Raw genomic sequence first — 19,483 nt, forward strand, 5'->3', positions numbered from 1 at the left:
GTGCTGAAAGTGACAGTTTTATGAAGGCACTATGTCACGCAAGCACCCATTCCCAAACGACTTTATTAAGTTATCCACCATTTCTGTGGATAACCCTGTGCATTAACTTTAGAAAACTCACGCCGACCTTGCAAATACGCGGCTTTCACTGACATTGTTGTAAAATCGGGCTTTTGCAATTTATTGTTAAATTACAATAAGATAAATAAAAGCAAGAGTGGTCCGGCGGGAAAAATAGCGACTGGTTAATGGTACACCAGAATTCAGCATATTTTAAAATTGCAAGAGGTTTTTTTTGGGGATAACTGTGTCTGAGCAATATAATTTTCCGGGGTTTTGCAAGCAAAAAATAACAAAATTACGGATTTTTTATACCGGGGCTTGAAGCTGGTTTTTTATCCAGTATTATAGTCTCCCTATTCGCGCAGGATTCGGGCAGGGGAGCTCATGAGCAAACAATTTAAACTGCATTCTGACTTTAAGCCGGCCGGTGACCAGCCGGAGGCAATTGCAAAGCTGGTGGAAGGTCTGGAAGACGGGCTGGCGCATCAGACTCTGCTGGGTGTGACCGGTTCCGGGAAAACGTTCACTATTGCCAATGTGATTGCCACACTCAACCGCCCGACCATGATTATGGCGCCGAACAAAACCCTTGCGGCGCAGCTTTACAGCGAAATCAAAGATTTTTTCCCTGAGAATGCCGTGGAGTATTTTGTTTCCTACTACGATTATTATCAGCCGGAAGCCTATGTACCCAGCTCGGACACCTTTATCGAGAAAGATGCCTCGGTCAATGAACACATCGAGCAAATGCGCCTTTCTGCAACCAAAGCCCTGCTTGAGCGCCGTGATGTTGTCGTGGTCGCATCTGTTTCCGCGATTTACGGGCTGGGGGATCCTGACAGCTATCTGAAAATGATGCTGCATCTCTCGGAAGGGATGATTATCGATCAGCGTACGATCCTGCACCGCTTGTCTGATATTCAGTACACCCGCAACGATCAGGCTTTTCAGCGCGGGACATTCCGTGTGCGCGGTGAAGTGATCGACATCTTCCCGGCGGAATCGGATGATTATGCGCTGCGTGTGGAGCTGTTTGATGATGAAGTTGAGCGCCTCTCCCTGTTTGATCCGCTCACCGGGCACATTCATTACGGCGTACCGCGCTATACCGTGTACCCGAAAACCCACTATGTGACCCCGCGCGAACGGATTATTGATGCAATGGAAGGCATTAAAGTTGAACTGGCAGACCGGCGCAAAGTCCTTATCGAAAACCATAAGCTGGTGGAAGAGCAGCGCCTGTCGCAGCGTACACAGTTTGATCTGGAAATGATGAATGAGCTGGGTTACTGCTCAGGTATTGAAAACTACTCACGCTACCTCTCCGGGCGAAAACCGGGGGAATCCCCGCCGACACTGTTTGATTATCTGCCGGCAGACGGTTTGCTGGTGATTGATGAATCCCACGTTACTATTCCGCAGATTGGCGGGATGTACAAAGGTGACCGCTCGCGTAAAGAAACGCTGGTGGAGTACGGTTTTCGCCTGCCGTCGGCGCTGGATAACCGCCCGATGCGTTTTGAAGAATTTGAAGCGCTTGCGCCGCAGAGTATTTATGTCTCCGCGACACCCGGAAAATACGAAGCAGAAAAATGCGGCACCGATGTGGTGGAGCAGGTTGTCCGGCCGACCGGGTTGCTTGATCCGATAATCGAAGTGCGTCCGGTAACCACTCAGGTGGATGATTTACTGTCAGAAATCCGGATACGGGCTGAGAAAAACGAGCGGGTGCTGGTCACGACGCTGACCAAACGGATGGCGGAAGATCTGACCGAATATCTGGAAGAGCACGGCGAGCGGGTGCGTTATCTGCACTCAGACATTGATACCGTCGAGCGCGTGGAAATCATCCGTGACCTGCGCCTGGGTGAGTTTGATGTGCTGGTGGGGATAAACCTGCTGCGTGAAGGCCTGGATATGCCGGAAGTCTCGCTGGTGGCGATTCTGGATGCTGATAAAGAAGGTTTTCTGCGCTCTGAGCGCTCGCTCATTCAGACCATCGGGCGTGCGGCCCGTAACCTGCACGGCAAAGCTATTCTCTACGGCGATAAGATAACGGCGTCTATGGCGAAAGCGATAGAGGAAACAGAGCGCCGCCGTGAAAAACAGATTGAGTTTAATAAAGAGCACGGCATTGTGCCGACCGGGCTGAATAAGAAGATCGGCGATATTCTTAAAATTGGTCAGGGTCCTGCGGGGGCGAAAAACAAAGGAAAAGGGAAGGGCAAAGCGGTGGATACACAGGATTACCAGCGCCTGTCACCGAAAGAACTGGAACTTAAAATTCAGGAGCTGGAAGCTCAGATGTACCGCCATGCTCAGGATCTGGAGTTTGAACTGGCGGGTGCGGTGCGGGATCAGCTACAGGCTCTGCGTATGCAGTTTATTGCCAATTCCTGATCACGGCAGCAGGCTGATCGTTTTGTTCAGTGCGTCTGACAGCAACTGACGGTCATGGCGGTACGGCACATCTTGCGCTTCCAGTACCTCTTTGACTATCAGCCGGTCGCGGACATCACTGGTATCAATATGTGGCGCACAGAGAACTGCATCAATACGCGGGCGCCCGATACGGCGCTCGATGACAGCAATTTTTTCACTGAGAGAGAGTGACGCCGCAGCCGGGCTGAGCTCTTTACCCAGGTTCTCAATATAGATCATCGGTGCCTGATTGAAATTAATGGCTTTGGTAAAATCGGGCAGCAGCATCAGCGGCATCAGGCTGGTAAAAAAACTGCCCGGCCCGATAATGATCAGATCAGCACGGCTTATGGCATCCAGGGCTTCTTTCGTGGCTTTGACCGACGGGAAAAGCTGTAATTCCTGTGGAGGAAAGCGCAACTGATCAACATTCACTTCGCCGTAAACTTCATTACCTTCGTTATCAATAGCCATCAAATCAACCGGTGTTTCTGACATCGGAATCAATTTTGCTCTTACTTTCAGCATATTACGGATGAGATTAATAGCATCCAGCGGGCGCACACTCATGTTATCAAGCGCTTTGAGGATAAGATTCCCGAGATTGTGCCCTGACAGCTCGCCGTTACCGCTGAAACGGTATTCAAACATGGTTGATGCAATAGAAGGCTCAGTTATCATCTGATTCAGGCAGTTACGCATATCACCCCACGCAATTCCGCCTTCAGCACGGCGGATACGTCCGGTCGAGCCGCCGTTGTCTGTTGTTGTCACCACACCGGTTAACCGCGAGCCCAGAACATTAAGGCAGGACATTACCCGTCCCAGGCCATGACCTCCGCCTAAAGCAACAACATGTTCCAGCGAAGTGAGTGTGCGGTTTTCCATCGTGTTTATGTATTCCCTGAGTCTTCATATTTATTTGCGCGGTAATCTACCATAAAATCTGATTTTCCGCGTCACGATACTGCTATTTATCAAACTCAGGTCAAACTCAGCTTAATGATAAAGGTAAATTATCAGTGAAGTACGTAGATAAACCCGCCTAATGTCAGGACAGACATAATCGTACTGAAAAATAATGTCGATGCCATCTCCTGCTGCGCTACCCTGTATTGAACGGCCAGTATGATACAGATAGAGGCGCTCGGGATAGCGAGGGTTATCACCGTCATATTAAGTGACTGCGCGTCGACCGCAAAAGCAGAGCCAATCAGCAAAATTGCCAGCGGCAGCAGAATATTTTTGCTGATAACTGACAGCGCAACAGTCATATTAAATGTTACTTTAAATGAATACAGTATTACCCCGCACGCAAACAGAGCAACCCCGCCGGTTGCGTTACCGAGCAATTGCAGTGAGCCGTTTATCGCAGCCGGGATGCGTACATCACACAGCAACAGCACAAATGCGGCGGCAGGCGCCCAGACCATCGGCTCTTTAATCGTGGATAATAAATTAGCACCAAGCGTAACCGGTTTTGCCGCAGGCGCATTGCCGGCAGCGGGCTGATTGTGACGGGCAAGAATAATCAGCGTTACCGGGCTTAAGAGAAGATTCAGGATAATCCCGGTAAATGCGATAGGAATAGTGCTGACTTCACCGAACAGATGCCCCAGAACCGGGATCCCGACAAAGGGAGCTGCCGGTGCGCTGATAGCAAGCGCCTGTAATGCGGCAATCGCCGGCGGGCGACGGAAGACCATGGCCGCGATAAAAAATGTGATGAAATACGCGCCTGCCATCCCGGCGAGCAGTAACACCCCCATCACCCAGTCACTGATCAATACATCACGGGAAATCCCCATGATCCCGGCAAACAGTGTCAGCGGGAGCGCATATAACATGATCATCCGGTTCAGTGTCGCACCTTGTGAGGCATCAAAATCCCGGTGCCAGCCGGCAAAAAAACCAAGCAGCAGTGTGACGACAATCGGCAACAGGGCAGCAATAATGGTTTCAGTCATGAGAGAGTCCGGTGTGTTTCTTAAGTGAAATTCATTAGAATCCGGTATGAACAAAAAATCAACTGCTCAATATGAGTACGCCACCCGCTGGTATAACAGCCGTTTGCATGGTAAGAGTGTATAAAAACGGACATAAAACAGGAAACACACCATGAATGACCTGACGTGTACTATCCCGGTTCTGGAAACAGAGCGGCTTATCCTGAGTGCGCACCGCAAAACGGATCATAAAGATGTGGCGGCGTTATGGGCAGATCGCACCGTGACGCACTATATTATGGCGGGACAGCGCTCCACGTCGCGCGACAGCTGGATGCGGATGCTGTCTTATCTCGGCTTATGGCCGTTGCTGGGCTATGGTTACTGGGCAGTCAGAGATAAAAGAACCGGTCGTTATATGGGGGATATCGGTTTTGCGGATTTTTACCGCGAATTGGATACGGACATCAGCCAGTATCCGGAAGCGGGCTGGGTCTTTGCGCCATGGGCGCAGGGACAGGGTTATGCAGGAGAAGCATTGGATGCGATTGTGAGCTGGCTGAAAAACGTACGTGGTATCAATGAGTGCGTGTGTATTATTTCTCCGGATAATCAGCCGTCAGTAAATCTGGCAGAACGCCATGGTTTCCGGCAAAAAGAAATACTGGGTATGGACTATAAATCCGTTATTTTATATCACCTTACCATCGATTAATCCGGGTGCGGCGGATAACTGCGTCAGATCAAGAAATCAGCAAATAGTTTGCCGGTAAATCAGGTCAGTTTATGGTCATTTACCGGTCTGCATTTGTTAATTATTATCACTATATATTTTCTAATTATATGAAAAATATTGTAAAAAATTCGTTATGCCGCCCATTGTTATTTTATTTTTTCGCTGAAACAAATACCCAGTAACTCGTTGTATAATATAATATATAACGTATTTATCATGGCAATTCGCCAATGGCAACGCTAGAATCAATTCACTTAGCGTGGTTATTAACTTTATTAATGACAACGATTAACTCCTAGCCTTCACACCTACGTTTCAGGTCAGACCGGAAATAGGGTGAGCTGGCCGTGACTCTGTTTACAGAGCCACCAGGGTGCAGGATAGAAATGTCCGCATCTCCCGTATTTGGAAAGGTGTTATGACAGAACAACTGATCGATCCCTTTGCGCGGAAATTTTATTATCTGCGCCTCTCCGTCACAGACGTATGCAATTTCCGTTGCAACTATTGTCTGCCTGATGGCTATAAACCTGATGGTCACAAATCCTTTCTTTCTCTCGGCGAGATCCGCCGGGTCACCCGTGCCTTTGCTGAACTGGGGACGGAAAAAATTCGTCTGACCGGCGGCGAGCCGACCATGCGCCGTGATTTCACAGAGATAGTCGCGGCCATCAATGAAAATGACAATATCCGCACTATTGCGGTAACCACCAATGGTTACCGGATGGCACGTGATATCCGCGAGTGGAAAGACGCCGGGCTGACTGCGGTGAATGTCAGTGTTGACAGTCTTGATCCCCGCCAGTTTCAGGCTATCACCGGGCAGGATAAATTCATGCAGGTGATGAGTGGCATCGATGCCGCTTTTGATGCCGGTTTTGAGAAAGTGAAAGTGAATGTGGTGCTGATGAAAGATGTCAATGACATCCATCTGCCCGCGTTTCTTAACTGGATCAAAGACCGTCCGATCCAACTGCGTTTTATTGAACTGATGGAAACCGGCGACGGCAGCGACACATTCCGCCGTTTTCATATCTCCGGCAATGTTATCCGCGCCCGCCTGTTACAGGCAGGCTGGCAGCAACAGGCGCGTTCGCGCAGCGACGGCCCGGCACAGGTCTTCAGCCATCCGGATTATCAGGGCGAAATCGGTCTGATTATGCCGTATGAAAAAGATTTCTGTCAGAGCTGCAACCGCCTGCGTGTTTCCGCTATCGGCAATCTGCATTTGTGTCTGTTCGGTGAGCAGGGGGTAACGCTGCGTGACCTGCTGGCAGAAGACGGATACGGCGATGAGCTGAAAGCACGCCTTCAGCGTGCACTGCAACACAAACGCGAAACCCATTTTCTCCATCAGGGAGACAGTGGTATGACCCCGAATTTATCTGTCATCGGCGGCTGATCCGCCGGCAGCATCAGGAGTTTACATGTCTCAACTCACCCATATCAATGCGGCGGGCGAAGCCAACATGGTGGATGTCTCCGGTAAACAGGAAACTGTCCGCGAGGCGCGCGCCGAAGCTTTTATCACCATGGATGCCGCTACCTTACAGATGATTATTGACGGCAACCATCACAAAGGTGATGTCTTTGCAACTGCCCGCATCGCCGGTATTCAGGCGGCAAAACGCACCTGGGATTTAATCCCGCTGTGCCATCCGCTGATGCTGAGTAAAGTGGAAGTGCAGTTAAGTGCGCAAACCGAATTTTCCCGTGTGCGTATTGAATCCTGCTGCCGTCTGACCGGTAAAACCGGCGTGGAAATGGAAGCTCTGACCGCTGCCTCTGTGGCAGCGCTGACTATCTATGATATGTGCAAAGCGGTACAGAAAGATATGGTGATCGGCCCTGTCCGGTTACTGGAAAAGAGCGGCGGAAAATCAGGTCACTTTAAGGCGGATGCATGATTACAGTGCTGTTTTTCGCGCAGGTGCGCGAGCTTATCAATACAGATGAACTGTCCCTGGCGTGTGAGTACGCGACAGCAGAGGATTTACGCAGCGCATTGAGTGAGCGCGGCGATCGCTGGGCGCTTGCTCTTGAGTCCGGTAAATTATTATGTGCGGTAAATCAGTCATTTGTGCCCTTGTCTCATCCGTTACAGGATGGTGATGAAGTGGCGTTTTTCCCGCCGGTTACCGGAGGCTGAGTGATGAACAATACCCGGATTGCCGTTCAGACAGACAATTTCAGTGTTGGTGATGAGTATCAGTGGCTGGCAGGTTGCGCTGATGATGGTGCGGTCGTGACCTTTACCGGTAAAGTCCGTAATCATAACCTGGGTGATAATGTGGCGGCTCTGACTCTGGAGCACTATCCCGGTATGACGGAAAAAGCGCTGGCGGATATTGTATTGCAGGCGCGTGAGCGCTGGGAATTGCAGCGGGTCACGCTTATCCACCGGGTCGGCAGTCTTTATCCTAATGATGAGATTGTGTTTGTCGGTGTCAGTGCCGCCCACCGCGGCATGGCGTTTGAGGCGGCAGAATTTCTGATGGATTACTTAAAAACCCGCGCACCTTTCTGGAAAAAAGAGACCTTACCACAAGGCGGTGAGCGCTGGGTTGATGCCAGAGAAAGTGACCAAAAAGCCGCAGATCGCTGGTAAATTAATACAGATAGCAGCCGGTTTACCGTATTTTTACCGGATGCTGCTCATTGCGTTAAAAAAAAACGTAATTTGTAAAGAAATCCGATCGGTTTCCTGACAGTTTGCCTGCTGGCAACGCCCTCTTTATGTGATAATCTATAGCCTTGGTCGTTTATCATCCGATAAACAATTTGATACAGATGAAAGGGTTATCCATCATGGACCGATTTCCTCGTTCTAACGGCTCGATAGTTTCACAAGCGGGCGCCGGTATTCAGGCTTACATGGCTCAGGTTTATGGCTGGATGGCTGTGGGTCTGGTACTGACGGCATTTGTTGCCTGGTATTCATCCGGCTCTGAAGCCATTATGAGCTTCGTTTTCTCAAGCAAAATCACCTTTTTCGGGCTGATCATCGCACAGCTGGCACTGGTCTGGGTTATCTCCGGCATGGTTGAGCGCCTGAGCGCGTCTGCGGCGACCGGGCTGTTTATGCTCTATTCGGCACTGACCGGGCTGACGCTCTCCAGTATTTTTATCGTTTATACTGATGCCTCTATCGTCAGCACCTTCTTTATCACGGCGGGTATGTTCGGTGCGCTGAGTATTTACGGCTACACCACCAAGCGCAGCCTGTCCGGAATGGGTAACTTCCTGTTCATGGGGCTGATTGGTATTATCATCGCATCACTGGTGAATATCTGGCTGAAAAGCGAAGGTATGACCCTGATCATCACCTATATCGGTGTGATCGTGTTTGCCGGTCTGACCGCATATGACACACAGAAACTGCGTAACCTGGGTGAGCAGATTGACAGTAATGACAAAGACACCATGCGTCGCTATGCGATCGTGGGTGCGCTGTCACTGTATCTGGACTTCATCAACCTGTTCCTGATGCTGCTGCGCCTGATGGGCGACCGTCGCTAATCAGGATACAGAAAATAGCGTTATGACAAAAAACCGGTTCTGATGAACCGGTTTTTTTATGTTTACAGATTTGTCTGCGCGGTATTACTGATAAGCAACCACCTTATTAATAATATCTGGTTCGTTCATTCAATCACCGTTCGTTATAATTACTTTTGAAGTTTTTGATAGTATCATTCCCATTTTTAATGCAGGAAGAGATATTGTCACCCTGTTTTATACAGAGGCTAATTTCTTTTTGTGTGTTAATTGTAAATATAATATAGTCCCAGTTATCAATATATTTTTTATATTTATCACTACCATTTTTTGCTGCGATTACTGCGTACTCTTTTGCTTTGGCGATATTTTGGTCAACACCATCATCGCCATTCAGGTACTTTGAAAATAATTTATCACAGGCAATCAGTATTTTGTTTTTTCCAATGTGATAGGCTTTATCATAATAATGAAGTGATTTTTGTTTGTCTCTTTCTATACCATATCCATTTTCCAGAATATATCCTCGGTGGTATAATGCTAATACATGTTCAGAGTCTATTGATAATGTTTTGTTCAAATAATAATTTGCCGGCCCACAGGCTTCAGTGACATTTGTTTTATCGTTAGGCCTTTTTGACAAATAACATAGGTTATAAAAAAAAAGAAAACAGAGTATAGTTACTAATTAAATCATTGTTATCTGCTTTTTTTATCAGTGATATAAGTTCAGCTCTTGTTTTCGGATATGGTGCATGTTCAGGTAAGTCAGAGTCATATTTTAATTCTATGGAGTTATAACTATAAAGTAACATCTCATAATTAAATGGATAACCAGAAGTGGCGTAACTATTTATATTAAAGGATAGTAATGCATATAGTAATATTTTTTTTCATTTATTATCCATTGATGTTAGATATAATATACAGACTGATATATGTCTTCATAAGAAGGATGCTCCGGATTGTGATTATATTCAGATGTGGCTTCATTTATATTTGATGCACTATTGTTTAATAAAATATCGCTTTCATTATATTCATGAAATAAGACATCAGTAATATCTGTTTTATTTCCGTTAACCCAGTCAACATTAGCTGTCAATTTATGAAAATTACCATTTTCATCGTAGAAAAAAGAACGTTGAACATCAATTCCAATTGATGATATTCCTATAGTTTCAAGCGAAAATAGTTCATCTGATTGGCTTATGCCATCCATGCTTTTATCGGTCCAAACCAGAAGTTCTGACCAGGAAATATCATCCTGATTTATTAATCCGTCACAGTTACTGTCCAGAGAGGATAAAGATGAAAAACCATTTTTATCATTAATGTTAAAAGGTAAAACCGGACTATGTTCTCCGAATAATTCGTTACCATTACTGATAATACCATTTTTATCTCTGTCCATAACTAATAATCCATCTTCCGGATGAACCCATCCTGTTCGTGTTAATTCTCCATCATTATTGAAATCAAAAGTAACGCCCATGTTATCTGTTATTGTTTTTACACCATCTCCATTTAAATCAATAATCAATGGCGTACAATAGTTATCAGCAACGTTTTCTAAGTTCTCATACAGGTTGTCAGGGAAGTAAGGAATGTTAATATTATCTATATCTGCTTCTGATAACATATCTTCGACAAATTGCCCGCAATTATTAGATAATAAATTGTAAGGTGGTGGCTCAGTATTACCTGTCTTATAATTATGTAATACTGTAAATAGATTATTAAAATCATTATAGAATTTCATGTTTTGAGACATTATAGAAATAGTTGATGCGTCTTTATAATAAATATGGTCTTTAAATGATAGGTTGTCAGTGGATGTTTTAAGGCTTTCCCCTGTACTTAACCCAACCGTTATTATTTCATAGTTCTTCGTGACAGGATTAATTCCCTTTATACCGATGAAAGTATGCCCAAAAGTTGATTCGCCAACTTCTGTCCCATGTGTGTCATATATTGTGCTATTTTTCGGGGCTACAAATATCGTTATTTCAGGAGGCCCTTTTTTATTGTAGTCAAATGAAGATGTAACATCTCTATGTATATTCATATCTTCTACTTTATACGTTTGATAGTGCTTTGTTTCTTTCGTCATCTGTTATCCTTAATGAAAATAATTATACTGTTAATTTTTTTTTCACTGAAGTTATAAACTAATATATTTTCTATATTATCGAATTATGTATTCAATGACGTTTTTTTGTATTTTCAACATATCAGTTTTAAATGTTTTTTTTTGATGAAAGAAAATGCCATTAATTAATAATGGTATTTTATTATTTATCTGATATTTTTTAGGATGTTAAATGTGATTCTATTTCTTGTCAAAATAAATTAATTAAATGATATAATATATGATGTATTTTATTTAGATTTAATTTTAATGTAATTAATTTTAATTGTTACTCACGCAATTTTGCGGCGGAACAAGGTATATGCAGCAGTACCGGTAATAACGGCGATCACCAGCAGCGGCCAGGCAGTAATGACAAAGACACCATGCGTCGCTATGCGATCGTGGGGGCGTTGTCACTGTATCTGGACTTCATCAACCTGTTCCTGATGAACCGGTTTTTTTATGTTTAAAAATGATGTTGTCAGGAATCCGCGATAATGTGTTCCAGTGTCCGGGCTGCCTGATGAGCCTCCGTCACATTGGTATTGTGCGGATTGATACTGACGATCAGCGCTTTCCACAGCGCCCATGCCATGGCTCTTTCCCGGGTGGCGTCATCGGTTTGCAGTGTGTCAAAAAATACTCTGCGGCTCTGCGCGTCAAAGAATGTCCACGCCATCACAAAGTCGCAGGCAGGATCGCCGGTGCCGAGTTGCCCGAAATCAATCACCGCCTGCAGGCGGTTGTCCGCCGTGAGCAGATTACCTGCACTGATATCGCCGTGAACCCAGACCGGCGGGGATGTCCAATGAGAATCAAGTCCCTTTTCCCATATTTTTTCAAGCCGCGCGCAGTGTGTCTGAGAACTTAGTTGTGTCAGTGCATGGCGGGTTTCACTGTCATAAACGGCTAAATCTCCGCCCCGGTAAAAATTGTGTGGTCCGGCAGACGGACCGCCGTCGGCATCAATGTTCTGAAACTCATTAAGAAAATGAGCCAGATCACGGGCAAATTGTATTTTGTCTTCCGGCGGGTGTGCTGCCGCTGTTTCACTCGTGATCCAGCGGTAAACTGACCACGGAAAAGGATAGATTTCTGATGGTTTTCCGGCTGCGAGCGGAGCGGGGATCAGGACTGACAATTCAGCCGCCAGATGTGTAAGCCATTGCTGCTCTTTGCTTACCTGACCTGCATAATCCGCAGATGACGGCAGGCGGATCAGCATTTCATCACCCAGGTGAAATGTCCGGTTATCCCAGCCGCTGGTTGCCACCGGCGATACCGGCAGGTCAGCCCACTGCGGACACTGCTCAGCGATAAGTTTTCCGGCAAGCGTTGTATCAATAATCACTGTTATCGTGCTCCTGTTTATTTCTTATCCGTAATTTTCACGCAACCTTGCGGCGGAACAAGGTATATGCGGCTGTGCCGGTAATAACGGCGATCACCAGCAGCGGCCACAGGCTTTGCCAGATCACAGTGAAACCGGCATCTTTCAGGTAAATCTGTTTGGTGATTTCATTGAAATGACGGATGGGATTTATCCAGGTGATATATTGCAGCCACTGCGGCATGTTTTCCACCGGCGCAATATAGCCGGAAAGCAGCACGGCGGGCATCATAAAGACAAATACACCGATAAACGCCTGTTGCTGTGTGGCGGAAAGGGCGGAGATAAGCAGCCCGAAGCCGACCAGTGATAAGCCGTACAGACTCATGGTGAAGTAGAACAGGAGCAGTGAGCCGGAGAAGGGAATTTGATAGGCAAAAATGCCGATCACCAGCACGATACTGGCCTGTACCGTTGCCACAATCAGCGCCGGAACCGCTTTACCGACAAAAATCTCACCCGTGGTAAGCGGGGAAACCAGTAACTGATCCAGCGTGCCCTGTTCCCGCTCACGGGCGACAGACAGAGAGGTTACAATCATCACGCCGATAGTGGTTATCAGCGCCACCAGCGAGGGCACGATAAACCATTTATAATCCAGATTCGGGTTGTACCAGTTGCGCACTACCAGCTCACTGGTGACGGCTTGCGGCATGCGCTCCTGCTGATAATTTGACACTATCTGTTGTACATAATTTGCGGCAATCTGCGCACTGTTTGAGTTGCGCCCGTCCAGCAAAATTTGTAATTGTGCGGGGTTTTTTGCCGCCAGATGTGCGCTGAAATTTTGCGGGAAATGTACTAAAAGCAGCGCCTGCCGGTTATCTATTGCCTCGCGCACTTCCTGCCTGTTTTGCAGCAGCAAGACCTGTGAAAACGCACTCGCTTTGGCGAACTGCTGAGTCAGTTCAACGGATGCCGCGCCTTTGTCTTCATCATAAATAGCGATTGTCGCGTTGGTGACTTCCAGTGTGGCGGCGAGCGGAAACAAAATCATCTGAAAAATCACCGGGACTATCAGGATGGTTCTGGTCTGCCGTTCGCGCAAAAGAAGCTGTAATTCTTTAATAATTAAGGTGAAAATCCGGTGAAACATTGTTTTCTCCTTAATCCAGCCGGCGGCGGGTTTTCAGTGCTGTCAGCCCGATAAACACAATGGCGGACAAAATCAGCATGATTAGATTGGCAATAATCACCGGCATGATATTGCCTGCCAGAAACAGCGTTTGCAGGCTTTCGACAAAATAGCGCGCCGGTATTACCCGGGTCACGGCTTGTACGGCAAGCGGCATACTGTCGATTTCAAACACAAAGCCGGACAACATAATCGCGGGTAAAAATGCAGCATTCAGGGAGATCATCGCCGCATTGAATTGGTTGCGTGTAATGGTGGAGATGAGCAGTCCCATGCCGAGCGCGGTGGCGAGATAAAGCGAGGTCACCAGCGCCAGCAGCCACAACGAGCCATGGTAGGGCACGCCGAGCAGATACACGGTCACCAGCATGCAAAGCACCATCACCCCGCTGCCGAGTACCTGATACGGCAACAGCTTCGACAGCAACAGCTCTGTTTTTGTTACTTGTGTGGAGAGCAGCGCTTCCATGGTGCCGCGCTCCCACTCACGGGCGATCACCAGAGAGGTCAGAATTGCGCCGACCACGGTAATAATGATGCTGATAGCGCCCGGGATAATAAAATGCTGGCTGATGGCGGCGGGGTTAAACCAGTAGCGCAGGCGGATATCTATCAGCGGCGGGCTGCTGATCCCCGCATCCTGTGCGCGTTGCTGTTTCCAGATCTGCCAGACCCCGGTGGCATAGCCCTGCATAAAGTTAGCGGTATTCGGTTCGCTGCCGTCGGTGATTATCTGAATCGGCGCGATATCATCCTGACGGGCAAGGCGTTTATCGAAATCCACCGGGATCACCACAATGCCACGGATATGCCCGGCCTGCAGTTTATCAATCAATTCATGGCGGTTATCACTGAGCGTGGCATCAATAAAGGGTGAGCCGGTAAAGGCGTGGATAAGCTCCTGCGCCGGTTCACTCTGCTGATTAACCAGAATACCGATGCGCAGTTTTGAGGAGTCCAGATTAATACCGTAGCCAAAAATAAACAGTAAAATCAGAGGAATAACAATCGCAATCAGGGCGCTGGACGGGTCACGGACAATCTGTTTGCTCTCTTTAATGCACAACGCCCGCAGGCGGCGCCATGAAAAGCCGGAAGGTGCGGCAGATTGTGTATTCATGATGCTTCCTCCGGTGTGTGCTCTTTATCATACTGTTCGACCAACCCGATAAACGCATCTTCCATTGAAGGATCCGGATGGGCGTCACTTGCCACACCGGCTTTCAGCTGATCGGGTGTTCCGGCAGCTATAATTTTACCGTGATAAACCAGCCCGATACGGTCACAATATTCCGCTTCATCCATAAAGTGGGTCGTTACCATGACGGTGACGCCTTTATCCACCATGCCGTTGATATGCAGCCAGAATTCCCGGCGGGTCAGCGGATCAACCCCGGAGGTCGGTTCGTCGAGAAACAGGATATCCGGTTCATGCATCAGTGCGCAGGCCAGTGCCAGCCGCTGTTTAAAACCAAGCGGCAGATCTTCTGTGGTCTGGCGCAGGATCGGCTCAAAATTAAAGGTACTGACCATATCCGCAATTTTTTGTTTCTGCGCTTTGCCGCGCAACCCGTATACACCGGAGAAAAATGTCAGGTTCTGTGCGACGGTCAGGTTACCGTACAGTGAGAATTTCTGTGCCATATACCCCAGACGGCTGCGGGCTTTGGCAGAACTGGTTTTCAGATCCAGCCCCAGCACAAGTGCGCGTCCGGATGTCGGGATCATCAGCCCGCACATCATTTTAAAGGTGGTGGATTTCCCTGCACCATTCGGACCGAGCAGACCAAAAATCTCCCCGCGTTTTACCTGAAAATCCACATGATCGGTGGCGGCAAAATCGCCGAACTTTTTGGTCAGACTGATCGCCTCAATAACTGTTTCATCCGGTGCGGCAGGAATTTGCGGCATAATCTGTGCCAGTGCGGAGCGATGAGAGGGACCGCCACCGAGCAGATCAATAAAGGCATCCTCAAAACGGGGTTTTGCCGTCTGTAATTCGGCATCCGGGCAATTAAGTGTGCTGAGCAGGGCGCGGGTATCGGTTTGCGGTTTTACGATCAGGCGGACATAACGCCCCTGAATAACCCCGTCAGTGACATCAGGCTGAACTAATGCTTCCTGCAACAAACTCCGCCGCTCTGCGGGCTGTGCAGCCAGCAAAAATGAGCGTCCGCTCATGGTGTCGGTCAGTTTTTCCGGTTTGCCCTCATAGAGCAGTTTGCCCTGATTAAGCAGCAGCACATCGCGGCACTGTTCTGCTTCATCCAGATAAGAGGTGCTCCAGAGGATCAGCATACCGTCATCTGCCAGCGTGTGAACCATGCGCCACAGCTCGCGGCGGGCTATTGGGTCAACCCCGACACCCGGCTCATCGAGCAGTAATACCTGTGGCTGCCCGAGAAGAGTACAGGCGAGCCCCAGTTTTTGTTTCATACCGCCGGAAAGCTTCCCGGCCATGCGTCCGGTAAAATGCGTGAGAGAGGTAAAGGTGAGCAGACGATCAAAGGTACTCTGCTGTTCAGATTGCGGCAAACCGCGCAGTTCAGCATATAAACGGAGATTTTCTATTACCGTCAGGTCTTCATACAGCCCGAATTTCTGCGGCATATAACCCAGTCGGGCGCGCAGCGCGACGCTGTCAGTGATAGGGTCAAACCCGGCTACGCGGATCTCGCCGCTGTCCGGTTTCAGCAGTCCGGCGAGCATACGGATAAGCGTGGTTTTTCCCGCACCATCAGGCCCTGCCAGCCCGGTAACACCGCCGCCGGAAATGGTGGTACTCAGCCGATCAACTGCCGGGCTGTTCAGTCCGGGGAAGTTTTTTTCAACGCCATTCAGGGTGATAGTGATGTCAGACATCCTTTATCCCTGCGGCTGTTCACTGTCAAAACGGACAGTTACCGGCATTCCCTGACGCAGCAGCGGATCGGCATCTGTCACCACAATGCGCAGGCGATAAACGAGATCAGTGCGCAGTGCCGGGGTTTCAACCGATTTCGGGGTAAATTCAGCCGTCGGGGAGACAAAGCCGACATGCCCGTGATACGGCTGACCGGGGCGGCTGTCAGTCTCCAGCAGAACCGCGCGTCCGGGCTGTGCCTGTCCCAGCTCACTTTCACTGATATAAGCGCGCACCCACACCGGATTGGTCAGTGAGAGGGTGAAAACAGTGCTGCCTGCCGGTAAAATGGTTCCCGGTTCAACGGCGCGGGTAAGAATAGTGCCGTCAGCCGGTGCGGTAAGCCTGGTATCCGCCAGATCCAGTTTTGCCTGTGCAACCGCGGCTTCTGCCTGTTTCAGTTGTCCGCGGGCTTGTTCTATCTCTTCTTTGCGAAATCCGTTTTCCAGTTGCGTCAGTTTATCCTGCGCGGCTTTCAGTGCAGCCTCAGTCTGATCCCGCTGGTTGCGGGCATTTTCGAGATCATTGGCTGAAATGGCTTTGCTTTGCATCAGCCCGGACTGACGCTGATAAAATTGCCGGGCAAACTGTGCGGCAGCAGTATTACGGGCGACATCGGCTTTTGCCTGTGCAATTTCCTCTGTGCGGTAGCCGGTTTCCATCATGGATAACGCGGCCTGTGCACTGTCACGCACGCCTTCCGCTTTCAGCAGTGCGTTACGGTAAGGCGCATCATCAAGTGTGCCCAGAAGGTAACCGGCTTTAACCACAGCACCTTCATCAACATTCAGGGATTGCAGTTTGCCGCTCACACGAAAACCGGGGCTGACGGTTCTGATATCCACATTGCCGTACAGCAATACCGGCCCGGACGGCCGCGCCTGCCACCAGTACCAGCCTGCGGCACTGAGCAGTAAAATCAGAATAATGATGAATGATCCTGTTTTTTTCATTGGCGTCATGAATTCGTTTCCCGTCCGTTATTGGTCATAGTGAGGAATCAAACTAGGTAATGTTCCTTTAATCCGTTTAATATCAGTCTGATATGTTCGCTGAGTACGGTGTTTATCATTTCATATTCCTTTTCACCGATATTATCCCAGCCCGCCTGACGCAGAAGGGTTTCCCGCGCCAGACGGAAAGATAAAATCTCACCCATAATGGCATGGGTATGGATAAGAGTATTTATATGCCCGTCCGGCAAACCGGTATATAATGCCACCAATCTGGCCTGGCGTGAAAAAATCGGGGCGAGGGCGTTTTCATGAATAAGCGTATACGCCTTTGTCGGGACCAGCTGTTCGCGCGACATTATCCGGCTGATATTAATATTATTTTTCTTCAGTACCAGGTCGTTATACGCAAGAAAACTTAGTTCAATCAGTTGCAGACAGCGCGTTTCATCCTGCTCATTGTGGTCCGGCGACAGAAATATATCTATTTCTTCAATGACAGGACTGAATTCATCACGGATAATGTCTGCAATATACTGCGCGACTGCCAGATATAAGCCATCTTTAGAGCCGAAATAATAAGCAATAGCTGCGATATTTTGATCAGCACGTTGTGCAATCTGGCGAGTAGTGGCACTATTTGGGCCGTTTAGTCCGAAAATTTCAATAGCGGCTTCCAGTAAAGCCTGTTTGGCGTGTTCGCCGCGAGGCGTATTAGTCGTGTTGACTGACATAGCGTATATCCTTATGGGTGTGTCGGCATAAACGAGTGATCAATCATGTGATTAAACTTTATGCTCATCGGTATGTATTGTAAATGAGCAGAAACAAACGGATTGATCAGGTACGTATTTTATCGATATTTCTTCCGGAGTGACGGATTAATTTTCGACATTCAATCATCAGCAGGCCCCGCAGACAAATCACCGGGGCGGAGTCTTAACAATTCATGAGTTTTTCATCCTTACCATTATGCCCGGAAATTCTGAAGGCCGTCGAAGAGATGGGCTACGAACAGCCAACCCCGATTCAGTTACAGGCCATTCCTAAAGTACTGGCCGGTCACGATTTATTAGCAAGCGCACAAACCGGTACAGGGAAAACCGCCGGTTTTACCTTACCTATCCTGCAATATTTACAGGATAATCCGCGCAAAGGCGGCGGACGCCCTGTCCGTGCGCTTATTTTATCGCCAACCCGTGAGCTGGCAGCGCAGATCGGTGAAAATGTCCGTGAATACAGCCGTCACCTGCGCACACGTTCGCTGGTGGTTTTCGGCGGTGTGAGCATCAATCCGCAAATGATGAAACTGCGCAGCGGCGTGGATATTCTGATTGCGACCCCGGGTCGTCTGTTGGATCTGGAACATCAGCACGCAGTTGACCTGTCAAAGGTTGAAATTTTAGTGCTGGATGAAGCCGACCGCATGCTGGACATGGGCTTTATTCATGATATTCGCCGTGTTATCAATAAATTACCGGCAAAACGTCAGAATTTACTGTTCTCCGCGACCTTCTCCAACGGTATTAAATCGCTGGCGAACACTATCCTGAACAATCCGGTCACGGTAGAAGTTGCACCGCGTAACAGCGCATCACAGCAGATAACACAGTTTGTGCATCTGGTGGATAAAAAGCGTAAAGCTGAATTACTGGCGCACCTGATTGGCCGTGATAACTGGGAACAGGTACTGATTTTCACCCGTACCAAGCACGGTGCAAACCGTCTGGCTGAATTCCTGAGTGACAGCGGCATTAAAGCGGCGGCAATCCACGGTAATAAATCCCAGGGTGCAAGAACCCGCGCACTGGCTGATTTTAAAAGCGGCGGCATTCGTGCTCTGGTGGCAACGGATATCGCAGCCCGCGGACTGGATATTGAACAACTGCCGTATGTGGTGAACTATGAACTGCCGAATGTGGCGGAAGATTATGTCCACCGTATCGGGCGTACCGGGCGTGCAGATGCCACCGGTATGGCATTATCACTGGTATGTATTGATGAGCACGAATTATTACGTGACATCGAAAACCTGCTGAAAAAACCAATCGAGCGCATGGCAGAACCGGGCTATGAGCCGGATCCGTCTATCAAAGCTGAGCCGATTCAGAAAGCCAAACAAGGTCGCGGCGGCGGCGGTGGTCGTTCTTCCGGTCCCCGTCAGGGCGGACAAGGCCGTGATCGTGGTGCAGAAGGGCGCGGCAACTCAAACAGCGGCGACAAGCGTCCGGCGCGTCCGCGTCAGCAAAAGCCACGCAGCTCCTCATCCGACTCCGGCAGCCCTTGGGGAAACCGCGGTAAATAA

General features: G+C 48.6%; 18 protein-coding genes and 1 riboswitch. Of the genes, 8 read left to right on the top strand and 10 right to left on the bottom strand.

From position 1 onward, the window contains the following. Positions 1-447: 447 nt before the first annotated feature. Entirely contained in the window at positions 448-2,463 is a 2,016-nt protein-coding gene (gene uvrB / locus AYY17_RS09125) for an excinuclease ABC subunit UvrB (RefSeq protein WP_067405436.1), read from the top strand. On the opposite strand, the gene AYY17_RS09130 is transcribed toward uvrB, so the two are convergent. Then, on the bottom strand, positions 2,464-3,372 hold the full coding sequence (locus tag AYY17_RS09130) for a gluconeogenesis factor YvcK family protein (RefSeq protein ID WP_067423127.1): 909 nt from the start codon (positions 3,370-3,372) through the stop codon (positions 2,464-2,466). Positions 3,373-3,503: 131 nt separating this feature from the next. Then, a complete protein-coding gene (locus tag AYY17_RS09135; RefSeq protein WP_067423129.1) occupies positions 3,504-4,451 on the bottom strand; it encodes an AEC family transporter in 948 nt (315 codons plus the stop codon). Positions 4,452-4,602: 151 nt separating this feature from the next. Between AYY17_RS09135 and AYY17_RS09140 the strand changes: the two genes are divergently transcribed. The 6 genes from AYY17_RS09140 to AYY17_RS09165 all read left to right on the top strand — a co-directional run bounded on the left by AYY17_RS09140 (position 4,603) and on the right by AYY17_RS09165 (position 8,685). Further along, positions 4,603-5,145, top strand: coding sequence for a GNAT family N-acetyltransferase (locus AYY17_RS09140; RefSeq protein WP_067423131.1), 543 nt, complete (start codon positions 4,603-4,605; stop codon positions 5,143-5,145). Between the two features lie 301 nt (positions 5,146-5,446). After that, positions 5,447-5,597, top strand: a riboswitch (molybdenum cofactor riboswitch). Further along, the gene (gene moaA / locus AYY17_RS09145) at positions 5,585-6,568 is read left to right on the top strand and encodes a GTP 3',8-cyclase MoaA (protein ID WP_067423133.1); all 984 of its coding nucleotides are present in this window, start codon (positions 5,585-5,587) and stop codon (positions 6,566-6,568) included. It overlaps the preceding riboswitch by 13 nt. Positions 6,569-6,593: 25 nt before the next feature. Next, positions 6,594-7,073 carry a cyclic pyranopterin monophosphate synthase MoaC gene (moaC, locus tag AYY17_RS09150; protein ID WP_067405422.1) on the top strand — a complete coding sequence of 160 codons (480 nt, stop codon included), beginning with the start codon at positions 6,594-6,596 and terminating at the stop codon, positions 7,071-7,073. Beyond that, positions 7,070-7,315 carry a molybdopterin synthase sulfur carrier subunit gene (gene moaD, locus AYY17_RS09155; RefSeq protein ID WP_067423135.1) on the top strand — a complete coding sequence of 82 codons (246 nt, stop codon included), beginning with the start codon at positions 7,070-7,072 and terminating at the stop codon, positions 7,313-7,315. The genes moaC and moaD overlap by 4 nt, the downstream gene beginning before the upstream one ends. Before the next feature lie 3 nt (positions 7,316-7,318). Continuing rightward, a complete protein-coding gene (gene moaE, locus AYY17_RS09160; protein ID WP_067423137.1) occupies positions 7,319-7,774 on the top strand; it encodes a molybdopterin synthase catalytic subunit MoaE in 456 nt (151 codons plus the stop codon). Positions 7,775-7,974: 200 nt separating this feature from the next. Beyond that, on the top strand, positions 7,975-8,685 hold the full coding sequence (locus AYY17_RS09165; protein WP_067364399.1) for a Bax inhibitor-1/YccA family protein: 711 nt from the start codon (positions 7,975-7,977) through the stop codon (positions 8,683-8,685). Positions 8,686-8,818: 133 nt separating this feature from the next. Here AYY17_RS09165 and AYY17_RS09170 read toward each other — a convergent pair whose 3' ends face one another. From AYY17_RS09170 to AYY17_RS09205, 8 genes are all read right to left on the bottom strand, one after another. Continuing rightward, positions 8,819-9,244, bottom strand: coding sequence for an SEL1-like repeat protein (locus AYY17_RS09170; protein WP_067423139.1), 426 nt, complete (start codon positions 9,242-9,244; stop codon positions 8,819-8,821). A gap of 333 nt (positions 9,245-9,577) precedes the next feature. Next, positions 9,578-10,777 carry a hypothetical protein gene (locus tag AYY17_RS09175; protein WP_067423141.1) on the bottom strand — a complete coding sequence of 400 codons (1,200 nt, stop codon included), beginning with the start codon at positions 10,775-10,777 and terminating at the stop codon, positions 9,578-9,580. Between the two features lie 502 nt (positions 10,778-11,279). Further along, positions 11,280-12,149: an aminoglycoside phosphotransferase family protein gene (locus AYY17_RS09180; protein WP_202906398.1), complete on the bottom strand. Its 870-nt coding sequence runs from the start codon at positions 12,147-12,149 to the stop codon at positions 11,280-11,282. Between the two features lie 37 nt (positions 12,150-12,186). Then, positions 12,187-13,284 (bottom strand): ABC transporter permease, encoded by a 1,098-nt coding sequence (locus tag AYY17_RS09185; protein WP_067423145.1) that lies wholly within the window; start codon positions 13,282-13,284, stop codon positions 12,187-12,189. 10 nt (positions 13,285-13,294) lie between these two features. After that, positions 13,295-14,443 carry an ABC transporter permease gene (locus AYY17_RS09190; RefSeq protein ID WP_156656671.1) on the bottom strand — a complete coding sequence of 383 codons (1,149 nt, stop codon included), beginning with the start codon at positions 14,441-14,443 and terminating at the stop codon, positions 13,295-13,297. Next, the gene (locus AYY17_RS09195) at positions 14,440-16,185 is read right to left on the bottom strand and encodes an ATP-binding cassette domain-containing protein (protein WP_067423149.1); all 1,746 of its coding nucleotides are present in this window, start codon (positions 16,183-16,185) and stop codon (positions 14,440-14,442) included. Before AYY17_RS09195 ends, AYY17_RS09190 begins: the two co-directional genes overlap by 4 nt. 3 nt (positions 16,186-16,188) lie before the next feature. Beyond that, the gene (gene hlyD, locus AYY17_RS09200) at positions 16,189-17,178 is read right to left on the bottom strand and encodes a secretion protein HlyD (protein ID WP_235845349.1); all 990 of its coding nucleotides are present in this window, start codon (positions 17,176-17,178) and stop codon (positions 16,189-16,191) included. Between the two features lie 47 nt (positions 17,179-17,225). Then, entirely contained in the window at positions 17,226-17,912 is a 687-nt protein-coding gene (locus AYY17_RS09205; protein ID WP_067405405.1) for a CerR family C-terminal domain-containing protein, read from the bottom strand. A 215-nt stretch (positions 17,913-18,127) separates the two neighbouring features. Between AYY17_RS09205 and rhlE the strand changes: the two genes are divergently transcribed. Continuing rightward, complete coding sequence (gene rhlE / locus AYY17_RS09210) at positions 18,128-19,483, top strand: ATP-dependent RNA helicase RhlE (RefSeq protein WP_067423153.1); 1,356 nt, start codon at positions 18,128-18,130, stop codon at positions 19,481-19,483.

The organism is Morganella psychrotolerans (assembly GCF_001676055.1).
Taxonomy (GTDB): domain Bacteria; phylum Pseudomonadota; class Gammaproteobacteria; order Enterobacterales; family Enterobacteriaceae; genus Morganella; species Morganella psychrotolerans_B.